Source organism: Singulisphaera rosea, assembly GCF_054877945.1.
Genome location: NZ_JBTYIP020000011.1, coordinates 226,414 through 244,635, shown reverse-complemented (window position 1 = coordinate 244,635; position 18,222 = coordinate 226,414). Strand labels below are relative to the sequence as shown.

Sequence of the window (18,222 nt, the reverse complement as noted above, 5' to 3'; positions counted from 1 at the left end):
CTCGACCTACCGGGCAGACTCGAGCCTCGGCCCGATCTATGATGGTCCGCGTCGGCGCAGCCTGCCGAGCCAAAGGAATCCATGGAGCCGAGCTTGCCATGAATCAACCTGGGATTGCCCTCCTCACGCTGGCCTCGACGCTCTGGTGCGCCGCCGGCGCGGTCGGGGAAGACGCAAGGATCCGCGTGCGGGCCGACGTGCCCGGCCCCGAGCTTTCGCGACACATGACGGGGCTCTGCATCGAGGACGTGAACCATGAAATGTACGGCGGCATCGACAGCCAGATGATTTTCGGGGAGACCTTCCAGGAGGCCCCCAAGACTTCGGTCGACGGCTTCGCCTCCTACGGCGGAACCTGGACCGTCGAGGGGGACATTCTCAGAGGAGCGGCCGGAGAAGGCCCCAAGCTCGTCGCCAACGGCCCGCCGCTCAACAAGGGCGAGGCCTCGGTGCAGGTCCACTTCCCGGACGCGAGCCCCGGCCTGGCAGGGCTGATCGTGAAGGTCAGCAAGCCCGAGGTCGGGGCCGACCGCTTCCATGGCTACGAGATCTCGCTCGACGCAGGCCGACGGTTGCTCGTGGTCGGCCGGCATCGCGGCAACTGGGAACCGATCCGCGAAGTCCCCTGCGACGTCCCCGTGAACCGTTGGATCGAGCTCGCGGTGCGGTTCGCGGACACTAGCCTGGAAGTTCGCGTCGACGGAAAGCCCGTCCTTACGTTCGAGGATCACGAGCACCCGCTCCGCAGCGGCTCCGTCGGCCTGCGTACGTGGCAGAAGGAGACCCAATACCGCGGGCTGACGATCCGGCGGGAGGACCAGACCGAACGCCTCGCGTTCCGATCCGAAGATCCGCTCGGCGCCGGCGGGGTCAGCGGGATGTGGCGGGTCGTGCGACGGGGCTCGGCGACCGGCAAGTGCTCACTCGAGACCGATCGCCCCTACCTCGGAGCCCAAAGCCAGCGGGTCACTTTCGAACGAGGTGAAGGCGCAATCGGCGTGGAGAACCAGGGCCTGAACCGTTGGGGCCTGGCGTTCTTCGCCGGGAAGCCCTACGAGGGTCGATTCTGGATGCGGGCGGAGCGGCCGGCGCGGGTCCGCGTCGCGGCCGAGAGCGGCGACGGCTCGAAGACCTTCGGCGAAGCCTTCGTCGACGTCGACGGCGCGGACTGGAAGCCCTACGACGTCACACTGAACACTACCGAAGGGGTCGTCGGCGGCCGCCTCGCCATCACGCTCGACAAGCCCGGCTCGGTAGTCCTCGGTTATGCCTCGTTGCAGGCGGGCCCCTGGGGCCGGTTCAAGGGCCTCCCGGTCCGCAAGGACGTCGCCGACGCGATCGTCGACGCCGGGGTGACCGTGATGCGCATGGGCGGGCTCATGGCCAACGCCGACGAGTATCGCTGGAAGAACACGATCGGCCCTCGCGACCGTCGGCCGCCGTACAAGGGGTTCTGGTACCCCAAGTCCTCCAACGGCTGGGGGATCTTCGAGTTCCTCGGCTTCTGCGAAGCGGCGGGGATCCTCCCCGTCGTCGACCTGAACACGGGCGAAACCCCGCAGGACCTGGCCGACTTCGTCGAATACGCCAACGGCCCGGCCGACAGCCCCTGGGGCCGTCGACGTGCCGAGGACGGCCACCCGGCGCCTTACGGGCTGAAGTACATCGAGCTCGGCAACGAAGAATCGGTGGACGAGGCCTACTGGACCAGGTTCAAGCCGCTCGCCGAGGCGATCTGGGCCAAGGATCCGAACGTCATCCTCGTCGTCGGCGACTTCGAGTACAAGCGGCCGATCACCGACCCCTATAAGTTCGAGGGCGCCCCGCGCATCAAGACCCTCGCCGCCCACAAGAAGATCCTCGACCTCGCCAAGGCGCATGGCCGCGAGGTCGGGTTCGACGTCCACATCTGGAACCACAATCCGCGCGACGCACGCGACCACCTCGAGGCCCTGGCCACGTTCGAAGCGGCCCTCAAGGCGATCAGCCCCGGCGCCTCGTTCCAGATCTACATCCTCGAAGAGAACGCCACGAACCACTCCGTCCGGCGGGCCGTGGCGCACGGCGAGACCATCAACGGCCTGATGCGGATGGGCCATCGGGTCCGCATCGTCTGCGCGGCGAACGCCCTCCAGCCCGACGGGCAGAACGACAATGGCTGGGATCAGGGTCTGGTCTTCCTGAACCCGGCGAAAGCCTGGCTCCAGCCTCCCGCTTATGTAACGCAGATGATCTCGAGGAACGCCCAGGCCCGCGTCGTGGACGCCTCCGTCACCGGCGTTAACGGCGACCTGGACGTCACCGCCACCAGGGACGCCGACGGCAAGTTGCTCGTCCTCCAGGTCACCAACGTCTCCGCCGAGCCCCATACGACCCAGATCGAACTCGAGGGCTTTACCCCCTCCAAGCCCTCGGCCGCCCTCGAGGAACTCACCGGCCCCCTCGACGGCTCGAACACCGCCGAAGCCCCCACGCAGATCCAGACCCGCCGGGGCGAGTGGACGCGGTCCTCGGGCGACGGAGCCGCCCGCTACACGTTCCCGCCCCACTCGTTCACCGTCTTGCGCTTCGAGTGAGTGTGCGATTCGAGACCCGGCTTTCCTTTCAAAGCCGGGGCTTTGACGCCCTCAACATCGCGTATCCCTGGCTCCGAACCTCGATTCAAGGGTAGGCGACATTCCTACCGTCCTCGACGGAAGCAACCGGGCCGACTCCAACCTCCGTCAAGTATCCCCTCGGGCACGAGGGGCGAGATCGGTACTGTCGCACGAATTGGCTGCGTGGTCCCCCTCCTGCGAAATCCTGGTAGCATCGGTTGGAACAACCGGTGCTACCTTTGGCCCGCCACTTCCAGCCCCGATTTCGCCCCTCGAGCCATCCCCTTGCCATCCCATTACCCACACGCAGCCATGGATGAACGCAAACCGATTCGTCCGCCTGACCCAAAACCCACCAAACAAGAACACAACTTATCGATTGCGACTTCCGATCCTAAAACTTCACCCCTGGGCGACGATGTGAGGTCCGAAAAACTTCGACCTCAAGACCGGCATTATAATGAAAAATCGTCCCTAAAATTGACGTTTTAGTCAAATCTGCGCCTATTATCCCTAATATTTAGCCTTCTAATTACACAATGCCACCGTTTATGCTATAACCACCAAAACCTTGGCCATTCGCACTTGTCATTTCCGCCTCTCCATCATCGATCGTCCACCCGAGAAACGCTTGAAAATAAGGGCTTTCGCGAGCTGGTGATCCGTGTTGCGATTTCTCCACAACACACGCGAAAGATTGACATGCCACCGGCACCTGGCTAAAGCTTAGCTCTACAATAGGATTTTGTGTGTCGGGTGACGGCAGAAAAGAAATTCACATCTCATTCCGAATTTCTTCGAAGACGCCCGCCCCGACAATGACTGGGACATCGCGAAGTCGCGAGCCCGAAGCCAAACAACACAAGGGAAAAAATGTTCGCATCCGAGACGACGAAGGCATCCACCCCTCCCCCCCTTTCCTTGCAGAGGCGTTTCAAGCAGGGTTTGGGACTCTTCCTCTTCTTCGGCCTGGTTGCCTCGGGCCCGGCGGCGAAAGCCGCGTTCACGCTGACCAGCGACCTGTCGAACCCGAATACGGAGCCGTACAAGACCACGTTCACGGCGACCGTGAGCCTCACGGCTCTGGGCAACGGAAATTCTCGACTGACCATCGACCTGGTCAACACCACGAAGTCGAGCTCGCCGGGCGGATACATCACGGGTTTGGCGTTCAGCACTCCCGACAAGGCCTCGTACATTTCCGGGTCGTACACGACGACGAACAGCAACTTCTCGCTGCTCACGGGCCCCGTTTCCGCGCCGCCGTATTCGAACCAGGATCTCGGCGCCGCCCTGGGAGGTAGCTGGGTCGGTGGTGGTAGCCCCACGGGGGGCGTGGCCTGGTCGGCGACGGGAACGAAAGATGTCGTTCTGACCTACGATTTCACCGGGCACGCGTTCACCGAGGCCCAGTTCAAGGCCGCCATGCTCGGCACCGCCGATTGCACCGATCCCGGGTTCCTGGTCCGATTCCGGGGATTGACGGGCGGAGGGAGCAACAAGGTGCCGGCGATCGCCGTGCCGGAGCCGACTTCGGTGGTCCTCCTCGGCCTTGGCGCGGTGGGCATGTCGCTGTTCGGCGTGCGTCGGAAACGACAGCCTCTCGCCGCGGTGTAAAAGCACCACGAGTGCACAGGACCCCCGCGTCCTCGCATATCGAGCAACCGAATCATGGATCGGGGAGGAAGGCGACCTTTTCAGGGCCTTCCCCTTCGATCCATTTGCCATTCCCGCCCCGTCGATTCCCAGATGAACCACACAGGCAGCAAGGCGCAAGGGCCTCCGCGGAAACACAATTCGTCCACTCACATATTCGATATTTTATCGGTTGGTGCCCTGGTGCTCATGTCGCGAATCACCTCATCGGCACGTCCGTGAGAAACGTCGACGTGTGTCATCCCGGAGAGCGTCCGAGGAGGCCACGGGGATCGTCGGCGCTCGCGTCTCGCACAATGGCCGTCGACTCCCTAGAATTTCGACGGTTCGCCGCTCCGATCTGACCTCCTTAGGAGACCCTGCGATGGCGCTGACCCCTTCCACGATGCTCCCCCTCGGGTCGAAGGCCCCGGACTTCCAGTTGCCCGACACCGAGGGCAAGTCGTGGACCCTCGACGATCTGTATCAGGACGCCCGCGTCGTCAGCGTCATTTTCCTCTGCAACCACTGCCCCTACGTCAAGCACGTCCGCCATGAGCTGGCGCAGCTCGCCCGAGAATACTCGGAGAAAGGCGTCGCGTTCGTGGGGATCAGCTCGAACGACGTCACGTCCCACCCCGACGACGGTCCTGAGTTGATGGCACGCGAGAAGGCGGAAATCGGCTACGTGTTCCCGTACCTCTACGACGAGACCCAGGACGTCGCCAAGGCCTACGAGGCCGCGTGTACGCCCGACTTCTACGTCTTCGACGGCGAACGGTCGCTGATCTACCGCGGCCAGCTCGACGACAGCCGTCCCGGCAACGGAACTCCTGTCACCGGCCGAGACCTCCGCGCGGCCCTCGACGCCGCGCTCACGGGCACCCCGGTCTCCGCGGCACAGAAGCCCAGCATCGGCTGCAACATCAAGTGGAAGCCCGGCAACGCCCCCGGCTATTTCGGCTGAGCCCGGCCCCAGCCCTCGTCGCGAGATCCTCCCGCCTCTCGACGCCCACGACGCCGTGGGCCCCCCGCACCTCTCCCTACCCGCACCCGCTCCCTCTCGCCTCGCGATTGGTGGCACGCACGAACCAATGCATTCCTGATACGATTAAGCTTCGTTGAATGTTTTGTGTCAGAACCCTGGAATTCAGGGAACCTTTTGGATTTAATACCTGTCAGGGGACAATGAGTTGTCTTGCGGTCGATCCGTAAGGCCCTCAACATTTCACACTCCCGGCGTCGACATACGGATCTGGTCCACAATGAGCGTGGGGTCACGACCATGCCGCGATCCGACTATCTCCGCTACACGAAGTTCCCGCTCAACGACGGCATCAACGTCCTCCCGGCCCTCGGCATCGGAACGCTGATCACCGAGGCCCACGAGACCCGCAAGGCCATCAAGGGGGCGTTGGAAGTGGGGTTCCGCCTCATCGACTGCGCCGAGCGCTACCGCAACGAGGCCGAGGTCGGCGAGACGCTCCGCGAGGTCTTCCGCTCGAAGTTGGTGAAGCGAGACGAGGTGTTCGTCGTCTCGAAGCTCTGGAACAACAACCACCGCTACGAGCGGGTGAAGCCCGCGTTCGAGGCGAGCCTCAAGCGGCTCCAGCTCGACTACCTCGACCTCTACCTGATCCACACCCCCTTCGCCTTCAAGCCCGGCGACGACCCCGAGCCCAGGGACGAGCACGGCCGGCTCGTCTACGACAAGAAGGTGACACTGATGGAGACCTGGCGGGCGATGGAGAGCCTCGTCGACTCCGGCAAGTGTCGCGCGATCGGCCTCTCGGACATCGGCCTCGGCGAATTCAAGGAGATCTACGAGGAGGCTCGGATCAAGCCCGCCGTCCTCCACGTCGAGTCCCACCCCTACCTCCCGCAGTGGGACCTCGTCAACTACTGCAAGAAGACCGGCGTCGTGCTCCAGGCCTTCGCCCCTCTTGGCCACGGCATCGAGCCGAGGCTCCTCGACGACCCCGTGATCGACGCCGTCGCCTACCTGGTGAAGAAGACCCCCGCGCAGGTCCTCCTCTCCTGGGCCGTCCAGCGCGGCACGGCCGTCCTCACCACCTCGACGAGCTCCGGCCACATCCGCGAGAACTTCGAGATCTCCACGCTCCCCGAAGACGCCATGAAGGAGATCGCCGAGGGCATCACGACCCGCTGTCGATTCAACACCGTCGTCGAGACCGGAGTGCCCGGCTTCATCGCCAGGGGACGTTGACGACCGACCGCCCACCGATGTTGATATCCTGCGGTCATCACCCTCCCAGACGCGACGCGTGGCGGACGGCCTCGCGGACCGTCTGGAGGTGGATCTCGACGGTGTCGTCGATCTCCCGGCCATATCCCCCGGCCATCGCGATCGCCACGGGGAGCCCCGCCGCAAAGCAGGCGTCGAGCACGAAACGATCCCGTTCGGCGAGGGCCGCCTTGCTGACCCGCAAGCGTCCGAGCCGATCACCCTCGAACGGGTCGGCCCCGGCGAGGTAAATCGCCAGCCCGGCCTCGGCATCTCGCAGGACGGTCGGCAACGCCCCCTTGAGGGCCTCGAGATACTCGAGGTCCCCGATGCCGTCGTCGAGCTCGACGTCGAGGTCACTCTTCTTCTTGCGCAGGGGATAATTCCGGGCCCCGTGCATCGAGAACGTATAGACGGTCGAGTCATCGGCGAAGATCGACGCCGTGCCGTCCCCCTGGTGGACGTCGCAATCCACGATCACGACCCTCCCCACCCTCCCCTCAGCCTGCATCGCCCGAGAGGCCACCGCCGCGTCATTGAAGACGCAATACCCCGCGCCATGATCCCGAAACGCATGATGCGTCCCCCCGGCGAGGTTGACCGAGACCCCCTCGTCGAACGCCCTTCGACACGCATCGATCGTCGCCCCGCACGACCTCCGCGACCGCTCGACCAGTTGGGGCGACCAGGGCAGCCCGATCTCCCGAACTTCGGCGGCCGACAGCGTCCCCTCGCAGACCCGCCGCAGATAGTCCGCGTCATGCACGCGAAGCAGTTCCGCGTCACTCGCCGCGTGCGGAGTCGCGAGGTCCTCCTCCGAGACCAACCGTTCCTCCTCAACCCGGCGGCGGAGCCGCTCATACTTGGCCATCGGGAACGTGTGCCGGTCTGGCAATGGCAAGACGTATTTGTCCGTCGAAAAGACCCTCAAGAGCGCTCCCCCTACTCCAGCCGTATCGGCCTCGATCGATAACCCCCGAGTCTGTTCGCGTCGTCACGCCCCTTACGATGGACTTGACCTCGGGTTCCCCGCACAATCATTGTAGGGAGACGGGGTTCGACTACGAGCTTTTCTGCTCCGCCCGACAAGGTCCCACGCTCCAATCCGCCGATGAGTCGACGCGGTGTCACACGACGACGAAAACCGCGGCTGGCCCTTCGGCGGGCGCGCTCGCCTCGGTGCGACAATCCTCGGGAGGACAACGGACGGGCGATCAATCAATCATCTAATCATTCCTTGCAGCCCAGCGAATGAATCCCTTTCAGCTCGTTCAGGACGGCCTCTTCGATCGTCCCACGCCTCGGTACTGCACGCCGAGCAATGTTTGCCGCCACGTCTGCCAATCTCATGAGGCGTGTTTGACCCGCAATACAGAGATCATCGCGCCCCTGCCTCCCATCAAAGCCGAGCGACTTGACGAAATAGGATGCCAACCGGCCTCGGCCGGAGACACGATAAAGGAGCGGTCGGCCAAATCCATCCCTAATGACTTCGTCCCGCAGGCCCTGTCCGACCCCGAAAGCGCCCTGGGTAAGCCTCCTTTGCCCGTCCGGCTCAGGATAGTGCCCCTGCTTTTTGTAATAGGTCTCGATCCTCCTGCGTGATTCCTCGAGTGTACGAACGGTCGTCGCCTCTCCGGGTAGGACGAGTGAGATGATCAACCCACCGAGCAGCAAGCACCCCGCGAGACCGCCGAAGGTAACACCCCAGAGGCCGGGATGACGACGACGTGCCCAGAACCGGTAGTACCTAGGAACAAGCCAGGCACCTCCCCCAACCACAGACCCCATATCCGGGAAGTATCCGGGATCCCCGCCCGAGCAGACGCTCATGATTGTGGCCAGCACGGTCACTCCGACTCCGAGCATGAGTCCAGCGGCGACCAGGACGAAGGGGAAAAAGGCGACGGTGGCCTAGGCCAGGAGTGCCCCATGCATCACTTGCCTGATCCCCGTCAGCCAACCCGCTGAGCCCAGGACGATCGAGGTCGCTGTGGCTGAGCAGGCAAATTCCAGAAGCTTTCTCCTCGGCCCTCGAATGGCTTGCATTGTGAAACCCGATCTGGGTGTTGATTAAGGTGCGGTCATCACCACATGATCACCGCCGGGCGGGCCACACCCTCTCCCAGGTTGTTCGTCGATGCAGGATCGTCATGGCCGAGAAACCGCAGCAGGAGAACAACGCTACACAGGGAAATGGCCCAAAATGCCGTAACCAACTACAATCGGGCTATTCGCCGCCACTCAACGCTCGTCGGAACGCCGCGAGTGTCGATTGGGATGGTGTTGTGTCCAGAACCGAGAAGACGATGCGATCGAATTGGCTCGAGCAACGGCCGTGACAGAGGTGAGAGGCGAACGACTCGGCCACGACGTTGGGATCGTTGCGGAAGACGCCGCACCCCCAAGCCCCCAGCACTAATTGACGGTAGCCCCGAGACGCCGCCAGGGCAAGCACATACTCCGAGCGCCTGCGGAACACGCCCGGTATGGATGGCAATTCCGCCGGACGGTTATCGGCGGCCGCTCCGGCATTCGGTGCCGCACTCGTGATGAACGCTGCCAGCTGAGGCTCATCGAGCAGCTTTCCGTCATCATCCCGGAAGATCGGGCAGCCCGGGGAAAGGATCATCGCATCGGAATAAAGCAGCGACGACGAGGCCCGATGATGCTCGTAGAACTCCCAGGAACGCATCTGGGATGCGTACAAGGCCGAGCTTCGGGCCAGCGACTCCTCTTGTGCATGACTCCCGTTGAGAAAGCCACCCCCGGGATTCTTCGCCGAAGCGAAATTCAGGGCAGCCACAGGCCCTTGCCCAAGGGAGAGCAAACGCGAGATGCCGGAAAGGGTCGTTTCGTTGACCACCTCAAAGACGGTGGAACGATCGACGACCGGATCGTCCAAAACCTCTCCTCGAAGCCGCTCAAGGTCCTCGGGTCGGTAATACGACGTCGCTTCGAGGCAGTTGCGAATTGGAATCGCAATATCGACGATTCGCCCAGAAGCGGAGCGGTAGGAACCCCGCTCGACGATATCGACCGTTTCCCTGGCCACTTCCGCCCGTGTCGATCGCCTCATGTGACCTCGATCAACCAAACTCAGTAGTTCGGATACGGATGGCTTGAAGGGGGCCAGGGGGTGACAGACTCAAGCTCCTCCATGAAAATGACTTGTGCTAAACCCATCACTCACGGAGGGTACGATGCGCAAGTCCACCAACTCCCTGACCCCTACCCAAGTCTATCGTTACGCCGTCGGGGCCTTCCAGCCCTATCTCCATCTCCGCGACACCGACAAGGTCCAAGGTTCGACCGTACTGGCCGTCCTCTTCGCCGCCGCCGTTCGCATCTCCTCACTCTCCGCTACCTGCCAACGGCTCCGCGACGCCCCCGACGAACATGCCGTCGCCTCCGCCCTCTACTCCAGCCTACCCGCCTACGCCGCCTTGAGGCGCCAGGTCAACGCCGCCTTGGTCGGCCATCTCCCCAAGTCCCTACGACGGCGACCCCAGGTCGTCGCCCTCGACATGACCTTGCTCCCCTACTACGGGGCCGAGGCCCGGACCGACCCCGAAGTCTACCGCAGCAAGCCCAAGCGCGGGACCAGCTCCTTCTACGCCTATGCCACCGCCTATGTCGTCCGCAAATGTTTCCGCTACACGGTGGCCCTCACCGCCGTCGTCCGCGACCAGGCCCTGGCCGACGTCGCCCGCGAGCGACTCGCCCAGGTGCGCAAGGCCGGGATCGAGGTCAAGTTCCTGCTCCTCGACCGCGAATTCTTCTCCGTCGAGGCGATCCGCTACTTCCAGGCCTCACGTCATCCGTTCTTGATGCCGATGGTGGGCCGGGGCCGCAAGGCGGACCATCCCCAGGGCCAGCGCATACTAACGTCTTGATTGCGTAACGACTTCCATCATGAACTTTTCGCTCCACCCGCAGTAACGCCGCTTCATCGCTATGCTCTGTTTTCCGGGATGTTGCTTGAGGAGTGATAATACGAACCGATTCAGCCACGCGAAGTTCTCTCGCAGTTTCTTCTCGCGGATCCGAGACTCATCCTCACGAAATGTCATGTCCAAGCACCAATGGCAACTGTTTTCGACGCTCCAATGGCTCCGGATCGCGTATGCGAACCGTTTCACATCCACTTCCAGGCTGCTGATGTAATATCGCACCTCGACCGACTCCTTCCCGTCCTTCACGACGTGCGACGTCGCCACCCCGACCGACTTCAGCCCCTTCCACAACTCGATCCCAGGGAGCTCCTTCGGGGCCGGGAGCTGCAAATAGGTCCTCGTCTCCTCACGGCCGTGGCCGACCTCCTTCGTCACGTGCTCCTGCGCCTTGGCCGTGTCGCCCTCGAGTCGTTCATCGACATACTCGATGACCGCTTGATGCAACGTCTCCTGGTTCCCCTTCAACGCGAGGACGTAGTCGGCCTGAGCCTCGACGATCTGGGCCGCGATCGCCTTCTGGGTCCCCATCGCGTCGATCGTGATGATCCCTCCCTTGATGTCCACCAGCCTGAGGAGTTCCGGGATCGCCGTGATCTCGTTCGACTTCTCGTCGCAAGCGACTTGGCCAAGCGACAGGCCATACTCACTGGCCCAGATGCTGACCGAATGCAAGGCCCCAAGCCCTTTGGAGCGATCATGACTCCTCCGTAGCGTCTTGCCGTCGACCGCCAGGACGGGGGCTTCGACGCCGGTCGTGGCGACCGCCTCGTCGCGCAAGGAACGGATCCAATCGACGAAGCAGGCCTGGAAGGCGGCCGGCTCCAGGGTCATCAGGACGCGGCGGAAGACGTCCTTGCGCGGGATTCCATTGGGGAGACAGAGAAGACCCGAGAGGAAAGGCTCCTTGAGGGCGGCCCATCCGGCGATGGCCGTAGGGCCTCCGGCGCCCGCGAGGATGGCCAAGACGGCGATGACGATGACCGAGGAGAGGGGATGCCGCAAGTTGATGGTAGAGCGAGGGTCGTCGAGTTGATCGAAGCGTGCGATGACCTCATCGAGGGAGACGCGAACGGGGTCGGCCATGGTTCAAATCCCGGGAGGAGCTGTAGCGGGAACCGCACCGGGATAAGATATCCAAGGACCGAGGGAGGGCGCAAGCCCTACAGATCGCCAAACCTGCGTATAAGTACGCGCTGGCCGTGGGACCATCCCCTGGGGCCGAGCGGCTCGCGGGTGTTCAAGTACTGGAAGCGGAGCGGGTGGTCCGAGTACACGATGACCGACGCCAGGAAGCGGAAGGCGACGGTGGAGATCTGCGTCAAGTGCCGGAACCGTCGCGGCGAGCGCGGCGAGAGGGGCCGCGAGGCGTTGGCGTATGCGTTCTGGGGATTCAAGCCGAAGGGATTCGACTGGGTGAAGGACACCTATCGGACGCGCTTCGGGATCGAGACGAGCTATCGCCTGATGAACCGGGCCCGGATCCGGACGACGTCGCGACGGTTCGAGGTGCGGTTCCTCTACGTGGCGATCGCTTTCCTGCTGGTCAACTTGTGGGTGTGGCTGCACCACGCGGTATTGTCGAGCCCGCGTCGAGGTGGGATGAGGTTGAATCCGTCGCGGTTGAGGCTGGAGGTGATGCTCCTGTGGCTCCAGGATGTGGTGGTCGAGATGTTTGGGCTTGTCAGAGAGGTGTCGATCGAAAGGCAACCACCGCCACTAGTTACACTATAGAATCCTAATGCCATAGCATCCGAAGTACTGATGCCGGCTAAAGGTCGGGCAGCCGCAGCGATCTCGGCGACAATCCTTTCGAGCCTTCCTATCACCTGCCTAACAGACCCCACGTCTCCCTCCTGGCCGTCCAGCACAGCCTTCAGCGACTCGATGGTCGCCTCGACTTGCTCACGGGCCTGGTCGAGGTCCGGTCCCGGCGGTATCGAGGAGATGTGAGATCTTGAGCAAGTGACAGCCCTCCATCGCAGGCCGAATCGGGCCTGACCAGATTCTAAGGCGAATCGCCGCAAGGCTACAAATCCATAAGTTTATCTCTCTATTGATGTATACGTATTGATCAACTTTCGCTGTGGCCCCGCCCCATCTCGACGCCGCCCCTTCTTCCTGGGCCCAGATTTCACCTCTCTCGAAAAAGTTGGAATGACATCGGCCCCCCCCGAAACAGTAATGGGTGCCGGTATTCGACCACAACCCCTTGACAACCGTGCGATGTCTGACAAAAGTAAAAGAGCTCCCCCTCGCAGTCGAGAAGTTCCGTCTATGTAGTCGAGGTCCGACGTCATGCGCGATGCACAGAGGGCGAGAGATCAGGTGGCACCTGGCTTGGGGTGGAGCCCTTATCCTCGCACCCGGATAGTCTCGATCATGCGTGGAGCTTGCGGGGTTCTGGCGAAGTCGGCGTTGATGGCGACCGCCCTCGCCGTGGTCCTGCACCGAGTCAATCCGCCGCCCCCCGCTGTGCGAACACCGAGGACGCCCCCGTTCGTCGTCGGGCCGGAGACAATTTTCCATTCGTCGCCGAAGGCTGTCGTCTACGACCCGGAGTCAGGACAAATCGATCTGTCGGCCTCAAGAGTGGTGAGGGAGTTGTATCACGCCTGCGCATCTCCTTGGCAGGACGAACGCGGTCGGAGTCAGATGGTTGGTGTCCTGTCTGGCTTCCCCGCGTTAGGGCCCGACGATCCGGCCCTGGTTCGAGTCTCAATGCCCGAAGGCAACCTCCTCGATCGGATGCCGCTCGAAGGTGTCGTTCTTGGCCGACCATGCTGGTTCCCGGACCACTCGGCTCGCATCCTCTACGTCGACTCCCGGTCTCGGCTCTCGCGGCTGGAATTTGAAGGCCGACCGGGCCGCCGGAGTGAATTGCAACCATCGACCGTTCGATGGCGAAGTGAAGTCGCCGGCGCCGATGGCATGCTCCGGGGCGATATCTCTTGGCCGACCGACATTCGCCTGAAGGGCCGAATCCTTGTCTCCATGTGCCCGAGGTCGACCGCTGAGGGAGTCACTCGGCTTGAACGGGAGCAGATCTGGTGGCTCGAGCTCGATCAGGATTCCACAGAGGTCATCGCTGCGGGTCGCCTGACCTGCCCTGTCGTGCCTGACGACGGCCTAGGCAGGGAACGCTTCCCCGTGATCGGGGCCGACGCGAGCGGCCGACTCCTCCTCACCTACCTGGAGAACCACCCCAGCGACCCGCAGTCCTACTGGCGATTGAAAGTCGTCCCGGTTGCGATCGACACCCAGACGGGCGAGTTCACGGCCATCGCGGGGGAATGCCGTACCCTCTATGAGCGTTGCGTCGCGTCCTCCCCCATTTTTTCGGCCGACTCTCAATCGCTCCGGTGCCTGACGTGGCCGGAAGGTAAAGAGACGTGTCAAATCAGAAGTTTCGCGATCCGCGTTGCTGCGGCCGAAGACGCGAGGGCCACTGGCTTGGGGCAGGTGTCGGATGCGAGGATGTCATCGGGGGACGGCTCGGCTCGGGATGTCAGGCTGGTATGGTGACCGTCAAGGTCTTGGTCAGGCCGACCTCATCCACCCATCCGCATCGGGCGGAATGAACCGGAGGCCACCGATGACGGAGCGCGAACAGACTTTTCGACTGAAGGCGATGACGATCGCCTGCACCGACCTGGATCGCTCCCGGCGATTCTACGAGGGTGTCCTGGGAGCGTCCCCTGACCCCCGTGATGGTTATGGCTGTCCGTGGTATCGGCTCGGGGACTGGTCCATTACCCTGATGCCGAACGCGGACAGGCGAAGCCCGTCATCGTTTCCGGACCACGCCATGACAATCCTTTGGCTGGAGGTGGATGACCTAGAGGCCGCAGAAAAGCTCTTCGCCCGAAACCAAGTCGAAGTCGTCCGGCCGTCAGACGGTCAGTTCATGATGATCGCCGACCCGGATGGCCTGATGGTCGAGGTGTGGCAGGCCGAATGAATTAATCCCCGGACAGTGTTTGCGGAGCGAGTGCCCACGTCGGGGCATGGCCGGTGCCACCGGCACAAGTCTGCCCATCGCCCCCACCACCTACTCGACGGCACATGCTGATCTGGAAGCCGAGACATCCTGAAAGACAGCCCAATGCCACAAGGTCACGTTTCAGTCTCAGCCGACCGGATACGGATGACTCGCAATCGAGCATTTACATAATTAAAACATTAAAAACCAATTATATTGATTAATATAGTATAATCATTTTTTTAACTCTCGATTTGTGATTCTGCGAGGTTTTCCGGCGGGAGACCTGTCGAAAATAACGACTTACGCCGAGACCGGATTGCCCAGTGCACCAATCGTTTAAACCATAACGACCATTAAACATGTCCATTTTTTATACATTTTTTAATCCTAAACGGTTGCGATCGGGCCCAAAATCGGCATAGACGAGCCGGCCGGACCGGCTGCGCTTCGCGGCATACATCGCAGTGTCCGCTCGCCGAAGCAGGGTCATGGCGTCCCTACCGTGGTCGGGAAAGAGGGCCACGCCGATGCTCACACCGACGGAGAACGGCTGGTTCTCGATCGTGATCGGCAGGCGCAATTCGGCGAGGATCCGGTCCGCGACCCGGAGTGCCTCCGACTCGTCGGTGTCGAGCAGCAGGATGCTGATTTCATCCCCGCCCAGCCGGGCGACCAGGTCGGAATCCCTGACGAGTCCGAGGAGACGGGAGGTGAGCAGCCTCAGGACTTCGTCGCCGAAGTGATGGCCGAATGTGTCGTTGATCTCCTTGAAGTGATCCAGATCGAGCAGCAGTAGGGCAAAATGCGCGCTCGGGTCGGTCCGCCGCAGCGCCTCGCAAGAGCGTTCGATACTTAGGAGCAGCAGGCCGCGGTTGGGAAGCCCCGTCAGGCCGTCGTGCGTCGCCTGGTGGACAAGCTGGACCTCGGCGTCTTGGCGATCGATGGCCATCGCAATCGCGTTGGCCAACGCGTCCAGCATCCGGAAGGCGTCGTGCGAGAGCGGACGACGCGAGAAGGTGGCGATGACTCCGAAGAGTCGATCGTCGACGAGCAGGGGAAAGCCCGCGAACGCGACCATCCCTTCCCACTCGCCCCAATCCTGATCGGTCATGCGCGGGTCGCCGATGACGGCGTTGGTCAAGTGAGGCCGGCGTTCGCGGGCGATCCTGCCGATATTGGACCGATCGCTAGAGACTCGTTCGTAAGATTTTTCGAATTTAGGAGGAATCCCGGCCCGGGCCCGGAGGTCCAGGACTTCGCTCTCGTGTTCGAGCAACCAAATCCCGACGAACGCTTCACCGAAGTGCCCGGCCAGGCTGTCGGCGCACTCGTGGAGCATTTCCTCCAGGGGGGCACGTCGTGCCAGGCGAAGGACGATGTCGGACCCAAACTCCGCGAGGCGAGCCCGCTCCGACAGCGCCTCTTCCGTACGTTTCCTCGGCGTAATGTCCAGGATCTGCGCGACGAAATATCCGGGCTGGCCGACGGAGTTCCCGACCAGGGATACGCTCATGAGACACCAGACCATATGCCCCAGCTTGTGGAGGTATCGCATCTCCGACTGGTAGTGGGAAATCTCGCCCGCCAGCAGGTCGCGGGAGAGTGCACGGTTCGCCTCGAGGTCGGCCGGGTGGACGATGGCGTGGAAGGTCGTGGCCGAGAACTCGCCCTCGCTCAGGCCCACGATCGCGCCTAGGGCTGGATTGACCAGGATCCACTCCCCGGCCTGTGTCACCAACGCCATCCCGACGACGGAGGCTTCGAAGGCCTTGCGGAAACGCTCCTCGCTCTGTCGCAGCGATGCCTCGGCCCGCTTGCGATCCGTTATGTCGATATGCACACCAACCCATTCACGGATCGACGTATCATCGACGAGAATCGGGACGGCCTGGGCCGCCATATGGCGATATTCGCCGTCATGTCGGCACACCCGGTGTTCCACCTGGTAATGCGTCCGGGTCGCCAGGGCCTGCGACCAAATCCGCGTGGTATTCGGCCGATCCTCGGGATGGATCGCATCGATCCATCCCCATCCCAGGAGTTGCTCCTGTGTTTGTCCGGTGTATCGGCGCCAGGCGGGCTGGTCCACGTCGAATTCACCGGTCCCTTGGGTCGTCCAGGCGATGGCCGCGAAGGCATCCAGGAGCGTGTGGAACAGCGGATTCTCCAGGAGACCGCCCGCCTTCGTTCCGGCTTGCAACCGGATCGCGCCGGTGGCATCCCGGTTGTCCACCCTCGATCCCGTTTCGAGACGATCGGATTTCATGGCGAGGGTCTCCTCTGGAAGTGCTCTGCCAACGCGTGCCGAACGATTACGGTCCATGGTTTCCAGAGCGACTTGCACCCCGCGGGACGAGCCTGCTCGAGGGTTACCGGTCTCCTCGACCGCCGGTTCGCCGCCCAAAAGGCGGCGAGGTCGGACGATGGAACAGGTCGTCCCACGGTCACGAATCGGGGCGGCACCGGCGAGCCCCCCGTTCGGCTTGGTCTCCGCGAAGCTCTATTATAATCCCTGCGAACGGAATACCGTGGAAAAATAAAACTTCCTCAAAAATATTGATTTAATAAATTTATAGAAATTGATTAATCACCTTCCCGCGCTACAATCCCAGTCGGGAACGACGCATCTGGGCTTTGTCATGCGGCCCCTCAACGTCGGCGAACGAGGGGGCGGTGGGCCCGGTGTCGCCTGCATATCCCGACCGAGAGGCCGAGCCATGGCGAATGAGGAGAAAGGCCCCTGGTGGGTTGTCGGCGTCCAGATCCAAGCCGCGATGGAGCAAGACCTCGGGAAGGCGTTCCTCATCGAGCACGCCTCTCAGGCCACCGATGCGGGCCTGGGACTGCTGCGGACGATCCCGATCGGCTCCGAGGTCGACCTGGCCCAACTGGTCGAGGACCTCGGCGAGCAGATCCTCGCGCATACACGTTTCCTCTGCATCCAGGCCGAGTTGACCGACGCTCAGGCCGACCGGCTGATGGCCGCGTCTCGTTACGGTTTCCATCGATTCATGGAGGCATACCGAGCCGAGGTCCGGTCAGGTCGTGGTCGGACCGCGGCAGGCCTCCTGTCCGGGATCGAAGCCACCCTGGAGGATGGGGCTGGGAGAGAGGCCATCGCAAGCCCGGCTTTGACATGCCGGGCGCCGGAGTTGCGTCCCCAAATCACGACGACATCCGACAAGGATGGCGCCCGCTCGTCTCGATGAGCCGGCCCAGTTCCGCGATGACTACATTAACGAAAGGATCAATCTCATGGACAGCATGGAGAGACCGGGACAGCGATCGACCGACCCGGACGACGATTCCAAGTCCGGAGCGGTCGACTCCTACGAATTGGAGGGCAACTCCGGGTCGGAGGACACGAACGATCGGAGGCAAGGGGCTTCGGCGTCCTCCAAGACCGGGGCCGGCGATACCGTCGATGCGGGGAAGGTCGTCGTGGAATCCGGGTCGACGGCCTCGGCCTTCCGCGCCCATCATAGCGCCATCCCCGATCTGCAGGCCGAAGGGGCCACGCCTCGCGAGGCCGTCGCCAACCTCGCACAGGACTTGGCCAGGGAGATCGATGGCGTGGCCGATCACTTCCGCCGCGAACTCTTCGGGCGGGTCCTCGAGAACGTCCGGGCCTTCGATGCCCCCAATTCCTGACCACGTTGCATGGGAGTTCGTCCATGCCCTGAAGAAGTCGACCGCCGAAGGGTAGAAACGGCCCGACATCCTGGGAGCGGTCCTCGAGACCGGGCCGCCGGTTCGTTCGTCGCGGGAGCGAATCGGCGGACACCGAGGCTTCGCCGTCGGGATCCT

At 62.8% G+C, this 18,222-nt stretch carries 13 protein-coding genes and 2 pseudogenes; 10 read left to right on the top strand and 5 right to left on the bottom strand.

Annotated elements, in window-relative coordinates; all coding sequences use genetic code 11:
• Positions 1-98: 98 nt before the first annotated feature.
• The 4 genes from ACYOEI_RS20070 (at position 99) to ACYOEI_RS20055 (ending at position 6,459) form a co-directional block, all read left to right on the top strand.
• Entirely contained in the window at positions 99-2,576 is a 2,478-nt protein-coding gene (locus ACYOEI_RS20070; RefSeq protein ID WP_462851339.1) for an alpha-L-arabinofuranosidase C-terminal domain-containing protein, read from the top strand.
• Between the two features lie 894 nt (positions 2,577-3,470).
• The gene (locus tag ACYOEI_RS20065; RefSeq protein WP_462851338.1) at positions 3,471-4,214 is read left to right on the top strand and encodes a PEP-CTERM sorting domain-containing protein; all 744 of its coding nucleotides are present in this window, start codon (positions 3,471-3,473) and stop codon (positions 4,212-4,214) included.
• Positions 4,215-4,617: 403 nt separating this feature from the next.
• The gene (locus ACYOEI_RS20060) at positions 4,618-5,199 is read left to right on the top strand and encodes a thioredoxin family protein (protein WP_462851337.1); all 582 of its coding nucleotides are present in this window, start codon (positions 4,618-4,620) and stop codon (positions 5,197-5,199) included.
• Positions 5,200-5,517: 318 nt separating this feature from the next.
• The gene (locus ACYOEI_RS20055) at positions 5,518-6,459 is read left to right on the top strand and encodes an aldo/keto reductase (protein WP_462851336.1); all 942 of its coding nucleotides are present in this window, start codon (positions 5,518-5,520) and stop codon (positions 6,457-6,459) included.
• 37 nt (positions 6,460-6,496) lie between these two features.
• Here ACYOEI_RS20055 and ACYOEI_RS20050 read toward each other — a convergent pair whose 3' ends face one another.
• From ACYOEI_RS20050 to ACYOEI_RS20040, 3 genes are all read right to left on the bottom strand, one after another.
• The gene (locus ACYOEI_RS20050; protein WP_462851335.1) at positions 6,497-7,408 is read right to left on the bottom strand and encodes a histone deacetylase family protein; all 912 of its coding nucleotides are present in this window, start codon (positions 7,406-7,408) and stop codon (positions 6,497-6,499) included.
• 299 nt (positions 7,409-7,707) lie between these two features.
• Entirely contained in the window at positions 7,708-8,331 is a 624-nt protein-coding gene (locus ACYOEI_RS20045; protein WP_462851334.1) for a hypothetical protein, read from the bottom strand.
• A gap of 376 nt (positions 8,332-8,707) precedes the next feature.
• A complete protein-coding gene (locus ACYOEI_RS20040) occupies positions 8,708-9,532 on the bottom strand; it encodes a TIGR02452 family protein (RefSeq protein ID WP_462851333.1) in 825 nt (274 codons plus the stop codon).
• 148 nt (positions 9,533-9,680) lie between these two features.
• On the opposite strand from ACYOEI_RS20040, the pseudogene ACYOEI_RS20035 reads away from it, so the two are divergent.
• A pseudogene (locus ACYOEI_RS20035) lies at positions 9,681-10,352 on the top strand (ISH3 family transposase); the annotation flags it as partial.
• Between the two features lie 9 nt (positions 10,353-10,361).
• On the opposite strand, the gene ACYOEI_RS20030 reads toward ACYOEI_RS20035, so the two are convergent.
• Positions 10,362-11,516: an ISAs1 family transposase gene (locus tag ACYOEI_RS20030; RefSeq protein ID WP_462851332.1), complete on the bottom strand. Its 1,155-nt coding sequence runs from the start codon at positions 11,514-11,516 to the stop codon at positions 10,362-10,364.
• A 123-nt stretch (positions 11,517-11,639) separates the two neighbouring features.
• On the opposite strand from ACYOEI_RS20030, the pseudogene ACYOEI_RS20025 reads away from it, so the two are divergent.
• From ACYOEI_RS20025 to ACYOEI_RS20015, 3 genes and pseudogenes are all read left to right on the top strand, one after another.
• Positions 11,640-12,164: pseudogene (locus tag ACYOEI_RS20025) on the top strand (transposase); the annotation flags it as partial.
• 1,260 nt (positions 12,165-13,424) lie between these two features.
• Positions 13,425-13,955, top strand: a complete 531-nt coding sequence (locus ACYOEI_RS20020; RefSeq protein WP_462851331.1) for a hypothetical protein — start codon at positions 13,425-13,427, stop codon at positions 13,953-13,955.
• A 70-nt stretch (positions 13,956-14,025) separates the two neighbouring features.
• Positions 14,026-14,391, top strand: a complete 366-nt coding sequence (locus ACYOEI_RS20015; protein ID WP_462851330.1) for a VOC family protein — start codon at positions 14,026-14,028, stop codon at positions 14,389-14,391.
• A 394-nt stretch (positions 14,392-14,785) separates the two neighbouring features.
• On the opposite strand, the gene ACYOEI_RS20010 is transcribed toward ACYOEI_RS20015, so the two are convergent.
• On the bottom strand, positions 14,786-16,681 hold the full coding sequence (locus tag ACYOEI_RS20010) for a PAS domain-containing protein (protein WP_462851329.1): 1,896 nt from the start codon (positions 16,679-16,681) through the stop codon (positions 14,786-14,788).
• A gap of 451 nt (positions 16,682-17,132) precedes the next feature.
• Here ACYOEI_RS20010 and ACYOEI_RS20005 point away from each other — a divergent pair, with 451 nt between their 5' ends.
• Positions 17,133-17,624: a hypothetical protein gene (locus ACYOEI_RS20005; protein WP_462851328.1), complete on the top strand. Its 492-nt coding sequence runs from the start codon at positions 17,133-17,135 to the stop codon at positions 17,622-17,624.
• A gap of 46 nt (positions 17,625-17,670) precedes the next feature.
• Positions 17,671-18,066, top strand: a complete 396-nt coding sequence (locus tag ACYOEI_RS20000; RefSeq protein ID WP_462851327.1) for a hypothetical protein — start codon at positions 17,671-17,673, stop codon at positions 18,064-18,066.
• Positions 18,067-18,222: the final 156 nt, after the last annotated feature.